Source organism: Halomonas smyrnensis AAD6 (genome assembly GCF_000265245.1).
In the GTDB taxonomy this organism is placed as follows: domain Bacteria; phylum Pseudomonadota; class Gammaproteobacteria; order Pseudomonadales; family Halomonadaceae; genus Halomonas; species Halomonas smyrnensis.
Window position 1 is genome coordinate 1 of record NZ_AJKS02000026.1, and the last position, 17,613, is coordinate 17,613.

Consider the following 17,613-nt stretch of genomic DNA (forward strand, 5'->3'; position numbering starts at 1 on the left):
ACTCTTCTGGCGTTTCATCCAGCGGTCCCCTCGTCCCGCCATCCCTTCTGGGAGCGCTTGCGCCGTTCCTGTACTTCCTTGATGGCCGCCTGAGTGCCTTGAAGCGGGTCTTCCATAGCATTGGCGGGACGAAAGGCGACTTGGGATAATGAGGGACAGACCCTCATTAATTCGGGGTTGAGGCAACCAGCAGATCACTCTTTTGACGACTCCGTTAGCGGCCCCTATGTTGCATCTTCGCGTCAACCCTTGCGGGTTCGCTTGCGCCGTTCCTGCACTTCCTTGATCGCCGCCTGAGTGTCCTGAGGCGGGTCTTTCGGAGAATTGACGCGGCGGAAGATCGTTTCTCTCATCGGTGCTTCATCCGGAGTTTCTCCGTTGAGCGCCGATGGCGAGTGACGGCACCTTAGCACTCTGCGGGGCGAGATGACGTCACGCGTACTCGACCCGTATTATTGACGATGACTCTGGCCCCCTCATCCTGCCGCCCGCACAGCCGGAAGGTGCCGTTGTAGCCCGTCGAGCGGCCGAGCGACTTGTAGCGCACCGGGCGGTTATCGTTGCGGTAGGTCAGTGACGGCAGGCGGCTCTCGTCGAAGCTGCGAAGCAGATCATCACCGGGCTCGCCGCGCCCCTCGAAGATGGCCAGCGTGGCCAGCCAGGCTTCGCCGTCGGCATTGTCCTGGATCTGGCACTGGACCATGTCGGTGGTGGGGCAGAGCGTCATGGTGGTGCGTCGGGTGATGGCGGCGCTGCGTGTCATGGCGAGTGCGGACTTGAGCCTCATCACCTCGGCGGCGACCTCGTTGCGCGCGGAAAAGCGCTGAAAGCCGGGCACGGCCACGGTGACCATGATCACGGTGAGGGTCACCAGCAGTTCGATCAGGGTGAAGCCCTTGCCCACGGGCTTTGCCAAGCCGCTTGGCTTCTCGGTAAGGTGTTGCTCTTCGGCGGCGCCGGGTTGCATGTCGTTCTCCCGGGGGCATTCCCATGGTTCCTGGAGACTCCCTTTACTATCGGCCGGGCGCCGAACTCTCTCCGTCAGTCAACACGGACACGCCTCGTGAGTGATTTTCTCGTCGTGGGCGGTGGCGTCATCGGCATGATGACGACCCTGCAACTGGCCGATGCCGGCCATTCGGTGACCCTTCTCGAGCGCGGCCGCTGCGGCCGCGAGGCCTCCTGGGCCGGCGGCGGCATCGTCTCGCCGCTCTACCCCTGGCGCCATTCGGCGCCCGTCTCGCGCCTCGCCACCTGGTCGGAGGGCTTCTATCCGGAGCTGGCCCTGCGGCTCCTCGAGGAAACCGGCGTCGACCCGGAATATCGCCAGAGGGGGCTGCTCTACCTGCGGGTCGATGACGAAGCCCAGGCCGAGCGCTGGGCGCGGGAGGTGGGCAAGCCGCTGGAGCGGGTGTCGGCCGATTTCCTCTATGCCAAGGAGCCGCAGGCCGCCCCGGGGGTCGAAGACGCGCTGTGGATGCCGACCCTGGGCAGCATCCGCAATCCTCGTCTGGGTCAGGCGCTGCGCTGCCGGCTCGTGGCGATGCCTCGCGTCACGCTGCGCGAAGGCAGCGAGGTCACGGGCTTCCGGCAGTCGGCGGGGCGGGTCACGGGCGTCGAGACCGCGGACGGCACCGTCGAGGGCGATCGCACGATCGTCTGCGGCGGCGCCTGGGCGGCGGCACTGCTCGAGCGGGTCGGGGTGACGCTGCCGGTGCGTCCGGTGAAGGGGCAGATGATCCTGTTCAAGGCGCCGCCGGGGCTGGTGAATCGCGTGGTGCTGATGGACGGTCGCTACGTGATTCCGCGGGCCGACGGCCGGGTGCTGGCCGGCTCGACCCTCGAGGAGGCCGGCTTCGACAAGACCACGGACGCCGAGGCCAAGGCCTCGTTGCACGCGTCGGCGATCGGCATCGTGCCGGCGCTGGCCGAGTGCGAGGTGGAGCATCACTGGGCGGGGCTGCGCCCGGGCTCGCCGGACGGCGTGCCGTTCATCGGGGCGGTGCCGGGGCGGGAGGGGCTCTACGTCAACGCCGGCCACTATCGCAATGGCCTGGTCCTGGCGCCGGCCTCGACGCACCTGCTGGTCGATGAGCTGCTGGGGCGCGAGCCGATCCTCGATCCGGTGCCGTATCGCCTGGCCGGCCGGGTGGCCGACATCGCCCGCTAGGTCGGAGCGCCTGGCAGCATCCTGCTTGGCGCTTGGCGCTTGGCGCTTGGCGCTTTTGGCCTCAGTCCTCGCGCCGGCGCTCCTCCAGATACTTGTCGCGGTGGTCGGCGGAGCAGAACCAGTCGCCCTTCTCGCGCAGGGCATCGTTTTCCGGCAGGTGCACCTGGCACCAGGCGCAGCGGACCATCTGCCCGCCCTGATGGCTCGCCTGCTCGGCGTCCTCGCGGTCGAGTTTCCATTCGCGGTACATGCGATAGAGCTTGAGGCCGGCGAAGAACAGCACGGCGAAGATGATCAGGCGGATCAGCAAGAGATTCATCCTTAAGCGCTCCCTGTAGCGTATCGGCCGCCTTTGCCACTCGACCGCCCTTGCGGGACAATGCAGGTATCCAAGGATTCTCGAGAGATTTCTACGCCCATGCAAGACCTGACGCTGGTGATGGCTCAGCTGGACCCCCTGGTCGGGGACATTCCCGGCAACACCGACCGGGCCATCGAGACGGTTCGCGAGGCGCGCATCGAGCATGGTGCCGACATCGTGGTGCTGCCCGAGCTGTTCCTGACCGGTTACCCGCCGGAGGATCTGCTGCTGCGCCCCTCCATGGAGACGCGGCTGCGCGAGGCCCGCGCCCGCATGGCCGAGAAGATGTCCCGCGACGTGATGGTGATCGTCGGCTATCCCGGGCGCCGCGAGGGGCAGACCTGGAACCTGGCCGGCGTGCTCTACAACGGCGAGTGGCTCGACGAATACGCCAAGCAGGCGCTGCCCAACTACCAGGTGTTCGACGAGCAGCGCTACTTCGCGGTCGGCACCCGGCCGCTGGTGATCGAGCACAAGGGCGCCAGGCTCGGCATCCTGATCTGCGAGGACATCTGGTCCGAGGCGCCGGTGCAGCAGGCGCGGGACGCCGGTGCCGAGATCCTAGTCACCCTCAACGCCTCGCCCTTCCATCAGGACAAGCCCGCCGAGCGCCTGGCGCTGCTCGAGCAGCGCGCCCGCGAGGTGTCGCTGCCGGTGGTCTACGTCAACCAGATCGGTGGCCAGGACGAGCTGGTGTTCGACGGCGGCTCGGCCTGCGTCGACGCCGATGGCCAGCTGCGCGTTCAGGCGCCGCACTGGGCGGTCGGCCTGATGCCGGTGCAGTTCGTGCGCGAGCAGGAGCGCTGGGTGCCCCAGGCCGGCGAGATCGACGAGTCGGTCGAGCCCGAGGAGGACCTCTATTGCGCGCTGGTCACCGGGCTGCGCGACTACGTCAACAAGAGCGGCTTCAAGGGCGTGGTGCTGGGTCTTTCCGGCGGCATCGACTCGGCGCTGTCGCTGGCCATCGCGGTGGACGCGCTGGGCCCGCAGCGCGTGCATGCGGTGATGATGCCGTACCACTACACCGCCGACATCTCCAAGCAGGACGCCGCCGAGCAGGCCGAGCTGCTGGGCGTCGACTACGAGGTGATGCCGATCGAGCCGATGGTCGAGTCCTTCATGTCGACCCTGGCCGAGAGCTTCGCCGGCACCGAGCGGGACACCACCGAGGAGAACCTGCAGTCGCGCTGCCGCGGCGTGCTGCTGATGGCGATCTCCAACAAGAAGGGCCTGATGGTGCTGACCACCGGCAACAAGAGCGAGATGGCGGTCGGCTACGCCACGCTCTATGGCGACATGGTCGGCGGCTACAACGCCATCAAGGACGTCTACAAGACCTGGGTCTACCGCCTGGCACGCTGGCGCAACACCCAGGCGCCGGCGATCCCCGAGCGGGTCATCGAGCGTCCGCCCTCCGCCGAGCTGGCGCCGGACCAGCAGGACAGCGATTCGCTGCCGGACTATGACGTCCTGGACGCCATCCTGGTGCGCTACATCGAGGGCGACATGAGCGCCGAGGCGATCATCGACGCCGGCTTCGAGCGCGACGACGTCTACAGGGTGGTGAAGCTGGTCGACCGCTGCGAGTACAAGCGTCGACAGGCGCCGGTGGGCGTGCGCGTCACCCGCCGCGGCTTCGGTCGCGACCGTCGCTATCCGATCGTCAACGGCTGGCAGCCGGGCGAATAAGCGCCGAGCTACAAGCGCCGAGCGACAAGAAACCCCCGAAGGTGTTCAGCCTTCGGGGGTTTCGTTTGCTTCGGGGGATCTCATGCTGCCGATTTGCAGCTTGCAGCTTGCAGCTTGCAGCTTGCAGCTTGCAGCTTGCAGCTTGTCAGGCGGTGATCGGGTCCGCCTCGACGTACTGCGGATCGAAGGTGCGGCCGTCGAGGCGCTCGTGATCCGGGGCGTTGTCGATCAGCACGCGCAGGGTCTCGCGGGCCCGCTCGGTCATGTCGAGGCCCAGATAGCCCTCGACCATGGTCGCCAGGGCGTCGCGGGTGGCCTGCGCCTCGGGATAGCGCTCGATGACCCAGCGGCCACGCTCGACGGCCGCCAGGTAGGCGCCCTTGCGCAGGTAGAAGTCGGCCACCTGCAGCTCGTGGCGGGCCAGCAGGTTGCGCAGGTAGACAATGCGCTGCTGGGCGTCCGGCGCGTACTGGCTGTCGGGGAAGCGCTGGACCAGCTCGCGGAAGTCGGAGTAGGCGTCGCGGCTGGCGCCCAGGTCGCGCTTGGAGATGTCGATCAGGCGCAGCCCCTCGAGGCTGAAGCGCCCGGCCTGCCAGGCGGAGAGGCCGCGCAGATAGTAGGCGTAGTCGACCTGGGGATGATCCGGGTGCAGGCGGATGAAGCGGCTGGCCGCGGCCCGGGCCTGCTCCCAGTCGTCGGTCTGGTAGTAGGCGTAGACCAGTTCCAGCTGCGCCTGCTCGGCGGTGTCGCCGAACGGGAAGCGGGTGTCGATGGCTTCGAGCCGGTTGATGGCGGTGGTGTAGCGTCCGCCCTCCAGGGCCGAGCGACCCTCGTCGTACAGCTGGCGTTCCTGCAGGTCAGGCGCTTCCTGCTCGTCGGCGGTGCTGGCACAGCCGGCCAGCAGGGCACTCGCCAGCAGCATGACGGCCAGGCGGGGTCCGGTCGTGATAACGCGCATCGTGATCCTCGTGTCAAACAACCCTGGGTGGCCGTGCTAGAATCGGCCCGAATTCGCCCACTATAAAGCACCTCGTGGCAAAACGCAGTCACCGCGCCGAGCGCGCTGCCGCGGAGCGCTCCACCGCCCAGACGGAAGATCACCGAGTCCATGTCCCAGACCTTCGAAGCCCAGCACCGCGTCCCCGAGCACATGGCCGGCCTGCGCCTCGACCAGGCCGCCGCCGACCTCTTCTCCGACTTCTCCCGGGAACGCCTCAAGGCCTGGATCAAGGAGGGCGCGCTGACCCTGGACGGCCGCCCCGCCAAGCCCCGTGACAAGGTCTACGGCGGCGAGGCCGTGGCGCTGACCGCCACCGTCGAGGACGATTCCCGCTTCGAGCCCGAGGACATCCCGCTCGACGTGGTGTACGAGGACGACGAGGTGATGGTGATCGACAAGCCGCCCGGCCTGGTGGTGCACCCGGCCGCCGGCAATCCCGACGGCACCCTGCTCAACGGCCTGCTGCATCACTGTCCCGAGCTGGCAGCGGTGCCGCGGGCCGGCATCGTGCATCGCCTGGACAAGGACACCAGCGGGTTGATGGTGGTGGCCAAGACCCTGGGCGCCCAGACCGCGCTGGTGGAACAGCTCCAGGCGCGCACCGTGTCCCGCGAGTACGACGCCGTGTCGGTCGGGGTGATGACCTCCGGCGGCAAGGTGGACGCGGCCATCGGTCGCCACCCCAAGGACCGCAAGCGCCAGGCGGTGACCGCCTCCGGCAAGCCGGCGGTGACGCACTACCGGGTGGTCGAGCGCTTCCGCACCCATACCCACGTGCGCTGCAAGCTGGAGACCGGCCGCACCCACCAGATCCGCGTGCACCTGGCGCACCTGCGCTATCCGCTGATCGGCGATCCGGTCTACGGCGGGCGCCTCAAGCTGCCGGCCGGTGCCGGCGAGACGCTCAAGGAGGTGCTGCGCGAGTTTCCGCGCCAGGCGCTGCACGCCCGCAAGCTGGCCTTCGTGCATCCGACCAGCGGCGAGACACTGACCTTTCGCGCGGCCCTGCCGGATGACATGCTGATGCTGCTGGACTTCCTGCGCGAAGACCGCGAGACCCGCCGCTAAGGAAACCGCGATGAGCGATGCCCTCGACCTGCGCCCGACCCTGATCCGCCCCGACTGGCCGGCGCCGCCCTCGGTGGCGGCCTGCGTCACCACGCGCGAGACCGGGCCCAGCCAGGGGCGCTTCGCCGCCTTCAATCCGGCCCAGCACGTCGGCGACAACTCCGCCCACGTGGCGCTGTGCCGCCGCCAGCTGCAGAAGGAAGTCGGCGACGACCGGCCGCTGCTGTGGCTCGATCAGGTCCACGGCGCCCGGGTGCAGTCGGAGTATCTCGAGACCCCGCCCGAGGCCGACGCCTCGGTGGCCCTCGACCGCGGCCACGCCTGCGTGGTGCTGACCGCCGACTGCCTGCCGGTGTTCTTCTGCGACCGCGACGGCCAGCGGGTCGGCGTGGCCCACGCCGGCTGGCGCGGCCTGGCCGGCGGCGTGCTCGAGGCCACGGTGGCCGCCATGGGCGTGCCGCCCGAGTCGCTGATGGCGTGGCTGGGGCCGGCGATCTCCAACGCCCAGTTCGAGGTCGGCCGCGAGGTGCGTGAGGCCTTCGTCGCCGTGCAGCCCGATGCCGCCGAGGCCTTCGTGCCGAGCCCCTATCGGCTGGGTCACTACATGGCCGACCTGTACAAGCTGGCGCGCCTGCGCCTGGAGCGCCTGGGGCTCGCCCACATCAGCGGCGGCCACTTCTGCACCTCCTGCGAATCCCGCTTCTATTCCTACCGCCGCGACGACGGCGCCACCGGCCGCATGGCCAGCATGATCTGGCTGCGCTAGCTCGGCCTCGCCGGGCGCGAGCTTGACCCATATCAACCCTCCGGCGTTTCCTCCGGCGGCCGACTTGAAAGCCGGCCGTCCTGACGCCACTTAAGATGTCAAGACCCATGACATTGGGACAGGCGGCGCGTCCGAATCGCGTCGCTACCCCGACGGAGGACATTCCATGCGAATCGACAAGTTCACCGCCAAGCTGCAGAACGCCGTGGCCGACGCCCAGTCGCTGGCCGTGGGCCACGGCCATAACCAGCTCGAGCCCGGGCACCTGCTGCTGGCGCTGCTCGATGCCACCGACACCGGCGTCAAGGCGCTGGTGCAGAAGGCCGGCGCCGACGCCGCGCGGTTGCGCGACGGCCTGGTCGGCCACCTCGGCGACCTGCCCAGGGTCGGCGACTTCGACGGCGAGGTGCAGCCGTCCCGCGACCTGATGAAGCTGTTCAACCTCACCGACCGCGAGGCCCAGAAGCGCGGCGACCAGTACATCGCCAGCGAGCTGGTGCTGCTGGCCGCGCTGGAGATGCGCCACGCGGTGAGCAAGCTGCTCGGCCAGGCCGGGCTGAGCCGCAAGGCGCTGGAGACCGCCATCGACGACGTGCGCGGCGGCGAGAAGGTCAGCGATCCCAACGCCGAGGAGAGCCGCGAGGCGCTGGAGAAGTACACCCTGGACCTCACCGAGCGGGCGGCCAGCGGCAAGCTCGATCCGGTGATCGGCCGCGACGACGAGATCCGCCGCACCGTGCAGGTGCTGCAGCGCCGGACCAAGAACAACCCGGTGCTGATCGGCGAGCCCGGCGTCGGCAAGACCGCCATCGTCGAGGGCCTGGCCCAGCGCATCGTCGACGGCGAGGTGCCCGAGGGCCTCAAGGACAAGCGCGTGCTGTCGCTGGACATGGGCGCGCTGCTGGCCGGGGCCAAGTTCCGCGGCGAGTTCGAGGAACGCCTCAAGTCGGTGCTCAAGGAGCTGGCCCAGGAGGAGGGCCAGATCATCCTGTTCATCGACGAGCTGCACACCATGGTCGGCGCCGGCAAGGCCGAGGGCGCCATGGACGCCGGCAACATGCTCAAGCCGGCGCTGGCGCGCGGCGAGCTGCACTGCGTGGGCGCCACCACCCTCGACGAGTATCGCCAGCACATCGAGAAGGACGCCGCCCTGGAGCGCCGCTTCCAGAAGGTGCTGGTCGACGAGCCGAGCGAGGAAGACACCGTGGCCATCCTGCGCGGTCTCAAGGAGCGCTACGAGGTGCACCACGGCGTCGATATCACCGACGGCGCCATCATCGCCGCGGCCAAGCTGTCGACCCGCTACATCACCGACCGCCAGCTGCCCGACAAGGCCATCGACCTGATCGACGAGGCCTGCTCGCGGATCCGCATGGAGCTCGACTCCAAGCCCGAGGAGATGGACCGCCTCGACCGCCGGCTGATCCAGCTCAAGATGGAGCGTGAACACCTCAAGAAGGAGACCGACGAGGCCTCCAGGAAGCGCCTCGACGGCCTCGAGGAGCAGATCGAGGAGCTCGAGCGCGAGTACGCCGACCTCGACGAGATCTGGAAGGCCGAGAAGGCCAGCATCCAGGGCGCGGCCCAGTTCAAGGACGAGCTCGACCGCGCCCGCATCGACCTCGAGCAGGCCCGCCGTCAGGGCGACCTGGGACGAATGTCCGAGCTGCAGTACGGGGTGATCCCGGAGCTCGAGCAGAAGATCGCCGAGTCCAGCGACGCCGAGGCCGACACCGCCCGGCACCAGCTGCTGCGCTCCAACGTCACCGAGGAGGAGATCGCCGAGGTGGTGTCGCGCTGGACCGGCATCCCGGTGTCCAAGATGCTCGAGGGCGAGCGCGACAAGCTGCTGCGCATGGAGGAAGCGCTGCACGAGCGGGTCATCGGCCAGGACGAGGCCGTCACCGCGGTGGCCAACGCCGTGCGCCGCTCAAGGGCCGGGCTCGCCGATCCGAACCGCCCCAACGGCTCCTTCCTGTTCCTCGGCCCGACCGGGGTGGGCAAGACCGAGCTGTGCAAGTCGCTGGCCGGCTTCCTGTTCGACACCGAGGAGGCCATGGTGCGCATCGACATGTCCGAGTTCATGGAGAAGCACTCCGTGGCCCGGCTGATCGGCGCGCCTCCCGGCTACGTCGGCTACGAGGAGGGCGGCTACCTGACCGAGGCGGTGCGCCGCAAGCCCTACTCGGTGCTGCTGCTCGACGAGGTCGAGAAGGCCCATGCCGACGTCTTCAACATCCTGCTGCAGGTGCTCGAGGACGGCCGCCTGACCGACGGCCAGGGCCGCACGGTGGACTTCCGCAACACCGTGATCGTGATGACCTCCAACCTGGGCTCCGAGATCATCCAGGGCATGGGCGGCGACGACGGCGGCTACCAGCAGATGAAGTCCGCGGTGATGGACGTGGTCGGCACCCACTTCCGCCCCGAGCTGATCAACCGCATCGACGAGGTGGTGGTGTTCCACGCCCTGCGCCAGGAGCAGATCCAGGCCATCGCCGCCATCCAGCTCGAGCGCCTGCGCGGGCGGCTGGCCGAGCACGACCTGTCGCTCGAGGTCTCCGATGCGGCCATGGCCCAGCTGGCCGAGGTCGGCTTCGATCCGGTGTTCGGCGCGCGGCCGCTCAAGCGGGCGATCCAGAACCGGCTCGAGAACCCGCTGGCCCAGGACCTGCTGGCCGGCGCGTTCTCGCCGGGCGATGTCATCCGCGTCGAGGCCGAGGGCGACCGCCTGGTGTTCCAGAGCTGAGGCGTTTCTCGCCAGGAAACGAGACCGCCCGCGCCGAAAGGCGCGGGCGGTTTTCGTTTCCGGGCCGTCGGTTCGACGGCGGTGCGGCGGCGTCGTGTCAGCCGCGCTGGGCGGCGACGCTCGAGGCCTCGCGCTTGCCCTGCGGTTCGCGCACCAGGCGCTTCTGCAGCTCCTCGAGGGAGACGCCCTTGGTCTCCGGCATCAGGAACATCACGAACACCAGCTGCAGCGCCATCATCACGGCGAAGAAGGCGAACACCGGGCCGCCGCTGAAGCTGCCGAGCACCCAGGGCATCAGCAGCGCGATCAGCGCCGCGCATACCCAGTGCACCGAGCTGCCGAAGGACTGGCCGCGGGCGCGCACATGGTTGGGGAACACCTCGGAGATGAACACCCAGATGATCGCGCCCTGGCTCATGGCGTGGGCGGCGATGAACAGGCCCAGCAGCAGCGGCACGTCCAGCCCGCCGAGCTCGCCGCTGAAGAAGGCGCGCGAGATCAGCACCAGCGAGAAAAGGTAGCCGGCCGAGCCGATGTAGAGCAGGGTGCGGCGCCCCAGGCGATCGATCAGCGCCATGCCGAGCATGGTAAACACCAGGTTGACCAGGCCGATGCCGGCGGTGGAGAGCAGGGCGGTGTTGGCGCCGAGCTCGGCGGCCTCGAGCACCCGCGGGGCATAGTAGATGATGAAGTTGATGCCCGAGAGCTGGTTGAAGAAGGCGATCAGGAAGGCCAGCAGGATCGGCAGCCGGTAGCGGCCGGAGAAGAAGCCGGCGTGGGCGCGCTCCTCGCTGTCCTCGGCGGCCTGGATCTCGGCGATCTGGGCGTCGACGTCGGCGTCGGGATCGAGGCGCAGCAGCACCTCGCGGGCGCCCTGGGTGTCGCCGCGATGCAGGATCAGCCAGCGCGGGCTGCGCGGCACCCGGCTGATCAGCAGGGTGTAGAGCAGCGCCGGCACGATCTCGATGCCAAGCATCCAGCGCCAGGCGTTGGTCTCGAACAGCCCGCCCACCACGTAGTTGGAGATGAAGGCCATCAGGATGCCGAACACCACGTTGAACTGGTACAGCGCGACCAGGGTGCCGCGGTGCTTGGCCGGGGCGATCTCGGAGATGTAGGTCGGGGCGGCCACCGAGGAGATGCCGACGCCGATGCCGCCCAGCAGGCGGAACAGCGAGAACCAGTAGGGATCGGTGGCCAGCGCCGAGCCGACCGCGGACACCAGGTAGAGCATGCCGATCAGCAGCAGGGTGGCGCGGCGGCCCAGGCGGTCGGTCGGCCAGTTGCCGCCGATGGCGCCGATCACGGTGCCCCACAGGGCCATGGACATGATCAGCAGGCCGTGCTGGAGGTCGCTGAGCCCCCAGAGCGCCTGGATGGGCTGGTCGGCGCCCGAGATGACCGCGGTGTCGAAGCCGAACAGGAAGCCGGCCAGGGCCACGGTGATGGACCACTGCACGATGCGTAACATGTGCGTCTCCTCGGTGAAGCGGTGTTCCGAATGAAGGTGAATCGATTCACCTGGCGAGCGCCGCCTCGCCGGCACGACGAGGAAACGGGAGGGCACTCGATAAAGGTGAATCGTGTCAGCTGGCGTCATTAAAGCAGCAACGTCGGGCGGTCGCGAGCCGGGAGTTTTAGACTTTCGTCTTAAGCGGCGGCGAGGGGTGGGGCGCGAAAACGCCGAAACGCGCCGATCGGCGCCTGCCGGTGCGGGCGGCGGTTGACACTTTTCGGACGCTATTGGAATCTTGACCCTTCCTGATTATCGGGCGCGGACTCCAGCGGGCGATCCCCGATTTCCGTGCGAAGGGTAGGCCGAAGGGCCTCTACCCGCCGAAGGACTTCCGGGTCCGGGCTAACCGCCCGGCCTGGCCAACGCCCCGACGCGGTGATCCGCCGTGATTAGAGTGCTGGCCCTAACCGGGCCTCAATACGCCAGGGTTTGGCATCAGGTGCCGGCGAGACCGGCAGCGGCATACCGCCGCACTCGACCCCGTGCCCGACGAGGGCGCGGATCGCACTCGAGACCTCCAGGGGAGAAACATCTGTGGAACTGCTTTCCGGCGCGGACATGATCGCCCGCTTCCTGCAAGATGAGGGCGTCGAATACATCTACGGCTATCCCGGCGGCGCTGCGCTACACATCTATGACGCCCTGTTCCGCCAGGACAAGGTCAAGCACATCCTGGTGCGCCACGAACAGGCCGCCACCCATGCCGCCGACGGCTACGCCCGGGCCTCCGGCAAGCCCGGCACGGTGCTGGTGACCTCCGGGCCCGGCGCGACCAACGCCGTCACCGGCATCGCCACCGCCTACATGGACTCGATCCCGATGGTGGTGCTGTGCGGCCAGGTGATGAGCCACCTGATCGGCGACGACGCCTTCCAGGAGACCGACATCGTCGGCGTGACCCGGCCGATCGTGAAGCACAGCTTCTCGATCAAGCACCCGAGCGAGATTCCGGAAGTCCTCAAGAAGGCCTACTACCTGGCCGCGAGCGGGCGTCCCGGCCCGGTGGTGGTGGACATTCCCAAGGACATGACCGCGCCCACCGAACGCTACGAGTACGTCTATCCGAAGAAGGTCAAGCTGCGCTCCTACAACCCGGTGACGCGCGGCCACACCGGCCAGATCAAGAAGGCCGTGGAGCTGATGCTCAAGGCGCGCCGTCCGGTCTTCTACACCGGCGGCGGCGTGGTGACCGGCGAGGCCAGCGAGGGGCTGACCGACCTGGTCAAGCGGCTGGGCTTCCCGATCACCACCACCCTGATGGGCATCGGCGCCTTCCCGCAGAGCGACGACCAGTGCCTCGGCTGGCTGGGCATGCATGGCTCCTACGAGTCCAACATGGCCATGCACCATGCCGACCTGATCATCGCCATCGGGGCGCGCTTCGATGACCGGGTGACCAACAACACCTCCAAGTTCTGCCCCACGGCCAAGATCGTCCACGTCGACATCGACCCGAGCTCGATCTCCAAGACGGTGCGCGCCGACGTGCCGATCGTGGGGCCGGCCGGCAGCGTGATCAACGAGATGATCAGCCTGCTGCAGGGCCGCGAGATCGCCAGCCCCGAGGCGCTCACCGAGTGGTGGCAGAGCATCGACGGCTGGCGCGAGGAGCGCCGCGGCAAGCTCTACGAGCCGTCCGCCGAGGGCGAGGTGCTCAAGCCCCAGGAAGTCATCGAGGCGGTGTGTCGCGCGACCCGCGGCCAGGCCTACGTGACCACCGACGTGGGGCAGCACCAGATGTTCGCCGCCCAGTACTACAAGTTCGACAAGCCCAACCGCTTCGTCACCTCCGGCGGGCTCGGCACCATGGGCTTCGGCTTCCCGGCGGCCATGGGCATCAAGCAGAACTTCCCCGACGAGCAGGTGGTCTGCTTCACCGGTGAGGGCAGCTTCCAGATGATGATGCAGGAGCTCTCCACCTGTAAGCAGTTCGGTGGTGGGGTGAAGATCATCAACCTCAACAATGCCTCGCTCGGCATGGTGCGCCAGTGGCAGGACCTGAACTACAAGTCCCGCCATGCGCATTCCTACATGGAGTCGCTGCCCGATTTCCAGAAACTGATCGAGTCTTATGGCTTCACCGCCCTGAAGGTGCAGACGAAAGAGGAACTCGAGTCGGCGTTGGAGAAGACCTTCGCCGACAACGACGAGCTGGTGTTCCTCGACGTCGCCGTGGACCCCCACGAGCACGTCTATCCGATGCAGGTGCCTCTGGGCTCCATGCGTGACATGCTGCTTTCCAAGACGGAGCGGACCTGATGCGCCATATCATCTCGATTCTGATGGAAAACGAACCGGGCGCCCTGTCTCGCGTGGTGGGGCTGTTTTCCCAGCGCAACTTCAACATCGAAACCCTCAACGTGGCCCCCACCGAGGACGAGACCCTGTCGCGTCTGACCGTGACCACCATCGGCGACGACCGGGTGATCGAGCAGATCACCAAGCACCTCAACAAGCTGGTGGACGTGGTCAAGCTGGTGGACCTGACCGAGGGCAGCCACATCGAGCGCGAGCTGATGCTGGTCAAGGTCAAGGCGCTGGGCGCGGCGCGGGACGAGGTGAAGCGCACGGTGGACATCTTCCGCGCGCAGATCGTCGACGTGACGCCGAGCCAGTACACCGTCCAGATCACCGGCGACGCCAGCAAGCTGGATGCCTTCCTCGAGGCGATGTCCCCGGTGGGGCTGCTCGAGGTGGCGCGCACCGGGGTGTCGGGGATCGCCCGCGGCGACAAGGTCCTGTCGCTGTAATCACGTCGTGATCCGCCCGATCGAAGAAGCCGCCCTCCGGGGCGGCTTTCTCGTGTCTGGGGGGGCGTCAGCCGTGCTCCTCGACCTCCGCCCACAGGGCGTGGATCAGCGGGCTCTTCAGCCGGCGGTTGAGCACGCACAGCCCGACGTCGTAGTGGGGCAGCTCCGGCTTCACCGGCAGTACCCGGACCCGCTCGGCCAGCGGGCTCGCCTCCAGCACGATGCCCGGTACCACGCCGACGCCGAAGCCCAGGCTGACCATGCTGACGATGGCCTCGTGGCCGGAGACCTGGGCGTAGATACGCGGCTTGATGCCCAGCGCCCGGAACCAGGTGTCGCTGACCTCCCGCGACAGCCCCGATTCCGAGAGGATCATCGGCACGTCCCGCCACTGGTCGGGGCTGGCCGCCTCCGGGGTGGCCGGGATCCACGGCTGAGGGTCCTTGGGGGCGATGAACATCAGCGACGAGCGGGTCAGCGACTTGAAGGCCAGGGCCTCGGGCAGCCGCCGCGGCCGCAGGGTGATCGCCATGTCCTCGTTGCCGGCCAGCACCCGGGGCATCGACTGGGCGGGGTCGCCGGTATGCAGCTTGAGCTCGATGCCCGGATGGCGGGTGCGAAACTCGCTGAGCAGGTCGTAGAGGAAGCTGTAACTGGCGGTCACCGAGCAGTAGATGCTGATCTCCCCGGTCAGCGCCTGGGCCTCGCTCATCATCGACTGGCGCAGCCGTTCCCACTCCTCCAGGGCATCGCGGGCATAGTCGTGGAACTGATGCCCCTGGCGGGTCAGCGTCACGTGGCGGTTGTCGCGCTCGAACAGGCGCACGCCGAGGCTCTCCTCCAGCTGGCGGATCGAGCGCGAGAGGGTGGAGGGGCTGACGTGGCAGGCCTCGCTGGCGCGGCCGAAGTGCAGGGTGTCGGCCAGGGCGAGGAAGTGTTTCAGGGGGCGCATGTCCATGAGGCCGGTATTTCACTTTTCGGGATATGTCGTTGCAAATATAGCGTTTTACGCAACGAAATGCCTGGCGTACAGTCGATGCATCGAACGGGCATACAGACCCGGGCCTGACGCCCAGCGCCGCGACAAGACGGCGCGGGTGGCCATCAACGCTGACACCTCTTTCTCACCCTCGTTTTCAGGAGCCTCACATGCGCGTTTATTACGACAAGGACTGCGATCTCTCCCTCATCCAGGGCAAGCAGGTGGCCATCGTGGGTTACGGCTCCCAGGGCCACGCCCACGCCAACAACCTGAAGGAGTCCGGTGTCGACGTCGTCGTCGCGCTGCGTGAAGGTTCCTCCTCCGCCGCCAAGGCCGAGGCCGCCGGTCTCAAGGTCGCTTCCGTCGAAGAGGCCTCCAAGGCCGCCGACGTGGTGATGGTGCTGGCGCCGGACGAGAACCAGAAGGCCATCTACGAGCAGCAGATCGAGCCGAACCTGAAGCAGGGCGCGACCCTGGCCTTCGCTCACGGCTTCAACATCCACTACAACCAGATTGTGCCGCGCGCCGACCTCGACGTGATCATGATCGCGCCGAAGGCCCCGGGCCACACCGTGCGCTCCGAGTTCGTCAAGGGCGGCGGCATCCCCGACCTGATCGCCATCCATCAGGACGCCACCGGCAGCGCCAAGGAACTCGCGCTGTCCTACGCGGCGGGCGTCGGCGGCGGCCGTACCGGCATCATCGAGACCAGCTTCCGTGACGAGACCGAGACCGACCTGTTCGGCGAGCAGGCGGTGCTGTGCGGCGGCGCGGTCGAGCTGGTCAAGGCCGGCTTCGAGACCCTGACCGAGGCGGGTTATGCCCCGGAAATGGCCTACTTCGAGTGCCTGCACGAGCTCAAGCTGATCGTCGACCTGATGTACGAGGGCGGCATCGCCAACATGAACTACTCCATCTCCAACAACGCGGAGTATGGCGAGTACGTCACCGGCGGCGAGGTCATCAACGACCAGTCTCGCGAAGCCATGCGCAACGCCCTCAAGCGCATCCAGACCGGCGAGTACGCCAAGATGTTCATCAACGAGGGTGAGACCAACTACCCGTCGATGACCGCGCGTCGCCGCCTGAATGCCGAGCATCCGATCGAGCAGGTCGGCGAGAAGCTGCGCGGCATGATGCCGTGGATCGCCGCCAACCAGCTGGTCGACAAGTCCAAGAACTGATCGGACGACATCGATAGCAGCCGAAACGAGGGCGCGGGAAACCGCGCCCTCGTTTGCGTTTACGGGCAATGAGTCTCGCCGGGCTCTATGTGTAGAATGGACCCAACCTCAGTCGCAACGGATGACACCATGAGCCAGGATCCCAGCAATCACGAGCCGCAGACCCCGTCACACGACGACGATGATCTGGCCAAGACCTTCCTGCGTGAGTCGGAGGTCGTCGAGGAAGCGCTGGAGGATGGCAAGAAGGTCCGCCGCAAGGGGATCTACCTGCTGCCCAATCTGTTCACGACTTCGGCACTGTTTTCCGGCTTCTTCGCCGTGGTCGCCGCCATCAACGGCGACTTCACCTCGGCCTCCATCGCCATCTTCATCGCCATGGTGCTCGACGGCCTGGACGGCCGGGTGGCGCGCCTGACCAATACCCAGAGCGCCTTCGGCGCCGAGTTCGACTCGCTGTCCGACATGCTGTCCTTCGGCGTGGCCCCCGGGCTGGTGGCCTTCACCTGGATCCTGCAGGACGTGGGCAAGACCGGCTGGGTGGTGGCCTTCCTCTATGTGGCCTGTGCCGCGCTGCGCCTGGCGCGCTTCAACGTGCAGATCGGCAGTGTCGACAAACGCTGGTTCATCGGTCTGCCGAGTCCCTCCGCCGCGGCGGTGGTCGCCGCCAGCGTCTGGACCTTCCACAGCTTCGACGCCGATGCCTTCGGCTTCAAGCTGCTGATGCTGTTCCTGGTCGGTGCCGCCGGCGTGCTGATGGTCAGCAACGTTCGTTACTACAGCTTCAAGGACGTCGACCTCAAGGGGCCGGTGCCCTTCGTGGTGCTGTTGGCCATCGTGCTCGGCTTCGTGGTCATCTCCATCGAGCCGTCCGTGATGCTGCTGCTGCTGTTCGGGGCCTATGTTGTTTCCGGCCCGGTGATGGCCCTGCTGCGCAAGATGAAGGGCGGCGCCAAGGGCTGAATCGCGTTATCCTTGCCGGCCATGACGCCCGCCTCGTGCGGGCGTTGTTGTCTCCGGGCGCCGGCTCTGAGCTATCCACAGGTGGTCGAGCAGGCGAGCGGGTGTGGATAGTTATCTGCGGGTGGGTGTCACCCACTGTTCATCCCGCCGTCACGATTCTGGCAAATAGTCCTTGCGTCGCCCCGGGAGAATCCGTAAAGTACGCATCCGCTGCCGGCGACGGGCAACGTTGCAGGCGGTGATGAGTGGCAAAAGCACTTGTTTTTCTTGAGGTTTTTTGGCGGTTGTCGGAAGCGCTCGATTGACAAGGCCAGCGGAATCGGTAAAATGCCCGCCACTCGCTACGGTAGCCCGCTGAGGGCTCGATCGGATGTCGCTTCAGTTGCTGAAGCCGCACGCTCGGTCATCCGCTTCG

The 17,613-nt window shown here is 67.4% G+C and carries 14 protein-coding genes; 9 read left to right on the top strand and 5 right to left on the bottom strand.

Annotated elements, in window-relative coordinates; genetic code table 11:
• Positions 1 to 406: 406 nt before the first annotated feature.
• Positions 407 to 967, bottom strand: a complete 561-nt coding sequence (locus UYS_RS0216245; protein ID WP_016856577.1) for a GspH/FimT family pseudopilin — start codon at positions 965 to 967, stop codon at positions 407 to 409.
• A 96-nt stretch (positions 968 to 1,063) separates the two neighbouring features.
• On the opposite strand from UYS_RS0216245, the gene thiO reads away from it, so the two are divergent.
• On the top strand, positions 1,064 to 2,170 hold the full coding sequence (gene thiO, locus UYS_RS0216250; RefSeq protein ID WP_026068632.1) for a glycine oxidase ThiO: 1,107 nt from the start codon (positions 1,064 to 1,066) through the stop codon (positions 2,168 to 2,170).
• Between the two features lie 61 nt (positions 2,171 to 2,231).
• On the opposite strand, the gene UYS_RS0216255 is transcribed toward thiO, so the two are convergent.
• Positions 2,232 to 2,489 carry a PP0621 family protein gene (locus UYS_RS0216255; protein WP_016856579.1) on the bottom strand — a complete coding sequence of 86 codons (258 nt, stop codon included), beginning with the start codon at positions 2,487 to 2,489 and terminating at the stop codon, positions 2,232 to 2,234.
• A gap of 99 nt (positions 2,490 to 2,588) precedes the next feature.
• Between UYS_RS0216255 and UYS_RS0216260 the strand changes: the two genes are divergently transcribed.
• Positions 2,589 to 4,220, top strand: coding sequence for an NAD+ synthase (locus UYS_RS0216260; protein WP_016856580.1), 1,632 nt, complete (start codon positions 2,589 to 2,591; stop codon positions 4,218 to 4,220).
• Positions 4,221 to 4,365: 145 nt separating this feature from the next.
• On the opposite strand, the gene UYS_RS0216265 is transcribed toward UYS_RS0216260, so the two are convergent.
• The gene (locus UYS_RS0216265; RefSeq protein WP_016856581.1) at positions 4,366 to 5,178 is read right to left on the bottom strand and encodes an outer membrane protein assembly factor BamD; all 813 of its coding nucleotides are present in this window, start codon (positions 5,176 to 5,178) and stop codon (positions 4,366 to 4,368) included.
• Positions 5,179 to 5,328: 150 nt separating this feature from the next.
• Between UYS_RS0216265 and rluD the strand changes: the two genes are divergently transcribed.
• From rluD to clpB, 3 genes are all read left to right on the top strand, one after another.
• On the top strand, positions 5,329 to 6,288 hold the full coding sequence (gene rluD, locus UYS_RS0216270; RefSeq protein ID WP_016856582.1) for a 23S rRNA pseudouridine(1911/1915/1917) synthase RluD: 960 nt from the start codon (positions 5,329 to 5,331) through the stop codon (positions 6,286 to 6,288).
• A 10-nt stretch (positions 6,289 to 6,298) separates the two neighbouring features.
• On the top strand, positions 6,299 to 7,054 hold the full coding sequence (pgeF, locus tag UYS_RS0216275) for a peptidoglycan editing factor PgeF (RefSeq protein WP_016856583.1): 756 nt from the start codon (positions 6,299 to 6,301) through the stop codon (positions 7,052 to 7,054).
• A 166-nt stretch (positions 7,055 to 7,220) separates the two neighbouring features.
• Positions 7,221 to 9,803 carry an ATP-dependent chaperone ClpB gene (gene clpB / locus UYS_RS0216280; RefSeq protein WP_016856584.1) on the top strand — a complete coding sequence of 861 codons (2,583 nt, stop codon included), beginning with the start codon at positions 7,221 to 7,223 and terminating at the stop codon, positions 9,801 to 9,803.
• A gap of 97 nt (positions 9,804 to 9,900) precedes the next feature.
• Here clpB and UYS_RS0216285 read toward each other — a convergent pair whose 3' ends face one another.
• Positions 9,901 to 11,274, bottom strand: a complete 1,374-nt coding sequence (locus UYS_RS0216285; protein WP_016856585.1) for a sugar porter family MFS transporter — start codon at positions 11,272 to 11,274, stop codon at positions 9,901 to 9,903.
• Positions 11,275 to 11,853: 579 nt separating this feature from the next.
• Here UYS_RS0216285 and UYS_RS0216290 point away from each other — a divergent pair.
• Both UYS_RS0216290 and ilvN read left to right on the top strand, forming a co-directional pair.
• Positions 11,854 to 13,578: an acetolactate synthase 3 large subunit gene (locus UYS_RS0216290; RefSeq protein WP_016856586.1), complete on the top strand. Its 1,725-nt coding sequence runs from the start codon at positions 11,854 to 11,856 to the stop codon at positions 13,576 to 13,578.
• On the top strand, positions 13,578 to 14,069 hold the full coding sequence (gene ilvN / locus UYS_RS0216295) for an acetolactate synthase small subunit (RefSeq protein ID WP_016856587.1): 492 nt from the start codon (positions 13,578 to 13,580) through the stop codon (positions 14,067 to 14,069). The genes UYS_RS0216290 and ilvN overlap by 1 nt, the downstream gene beginning before the upstream one ends.
• Positions 14,070 to 14,136: 67 nt before the next feature.
• Here ilvN and ilvY read toward each other — a convergent pair whose 3' ends face one another.
• The gene (gene ilvY / locus UYS_RS0216300; protein ID WP_016856588.1) at positions 14,137 to 15,027 is read right to left on the bottom strand and encodes an HTH-type transcriptional activator IlvY; all 891 of its coding nucleotides are present in this window, start codon (positions 15,025 to 15,027) and stop codon (positions 14,137 to 14,139) included.
• Between the two features lie 191 nt (positions 15,028 to 15,218).
• Between ilvY and ilvC the strand changes: the two genes are divergently transcribed.
• Together ilvC and pssA are read left to right on the top strand one after the other, a co-directional pair.
• Positions 15,219 to 16,235 (top strand): ketol-acid reductoisomerase, encoded by a 1,017-nt coding sequence (ilvC, locus tag UYS_RS0216305; protein ID WP_016856589.1) that lies wholly within the window; start codon positions 15,219 to 15,221, stop codon positions 16,233 to 16,235.
• Between the two features lie 129 nt (positions 16,236 to 16,364).
• Complete coding sequence (pssA, locus tag UYS_RS0216310) at positions 16,365 to 17,198, top strand: CDP-diacylglycerol--serine O-phosphatidyltransferase (protein WP_016856590.1); 834 nt, start codon at positions 16,365 to 16,367, stop codon at positions 17,196 to 17,198.
• Positions 17,199 to 17,613: the final 415 nt, after the last annotated feature.

Bases quoted from the DNA above. Each gene is read 5' to 3' on its own strand.
- UYS_RS0216260 (WP_016856580.1), top strand. From the start codon at position 2,589: ATGCAAGACCTGACGCTGGTGATGGCTCAGCTGGACCCCCTGGTCGGG.
- UYS_RS0216245 (WP_016856577.1), bottom strand. From the start codon at position 967: ATGCAACCCGGCGCCGCCGAAGAGCAACACCTTACCGAGAAGCCAAGC.
- clpB (WP_016856584.1), top strand. From the start codon at position 7,221: ATGCGAATCGACAAGTTCACCGCCAAGCTGCAGAACGCCGTGGCCGAC.
- ilvC (WP_016856589.1), top strand. From the start codon at position 15,219: ATGCGCGTTTATTACGACAAGGACTGCGATCTCTCCCTCATCCAGGGC.
- UYS_RS0216255 (WP_016856579.1), bottom strand. From the start codon at position 2,489: ATGAATCTCTTGCTGATCCGCCTGATCATCTTCGCCGTGCTGTTCTTC.
- pgeF (WP_016856583.1), top strand. From the start codon at position 6,299: ATGAGCGATGCCCTCGACCTGCGCCCGACCCTGATCCGCCCCGACTGG.
- UYS_RS0216265 (WP_016856581.1), bottom strand. From the start codon at position 5,178: ATGCGCGTTATCACGACCGGACCCCGCCTGGCCGTCATGCTGCTGGCG.
- ilvY (WP_016856588.1), bottom strand. From the start codon at position 15,027: ATGGACATGCGCCCCCTGAAACACTTCCTCGCCCTGGCCGACACCCTG.
- UYS_RS0216285 (WP_016856585.1), bottom strand. From the start codon at position 11,274: ATGTTACGCATCGTGCAGTGGTCCATCACCGTGGCCCTGGCCGGCTTC.
- rluD (WP_016856582.1), top strand. From the start codon at position 5,329: ATGTCCCAGACCTTCGAAGCCCAGCACCGCGTCCCCGAGCACATGGCC.
- ilvN (WP_016856587.1), top strand. From the start codon at position 13,578: ATGCGCCATATCATCTCGATTCTGATGGAAAACGAACCGGGCGCCCTG.
- pssA (WP_016856590.1), top strand. From the start codon at position 16,365: ATGAGCCAGGATCCCAGCAATCACGAGCCGCAGACCCCGTCACACGAC.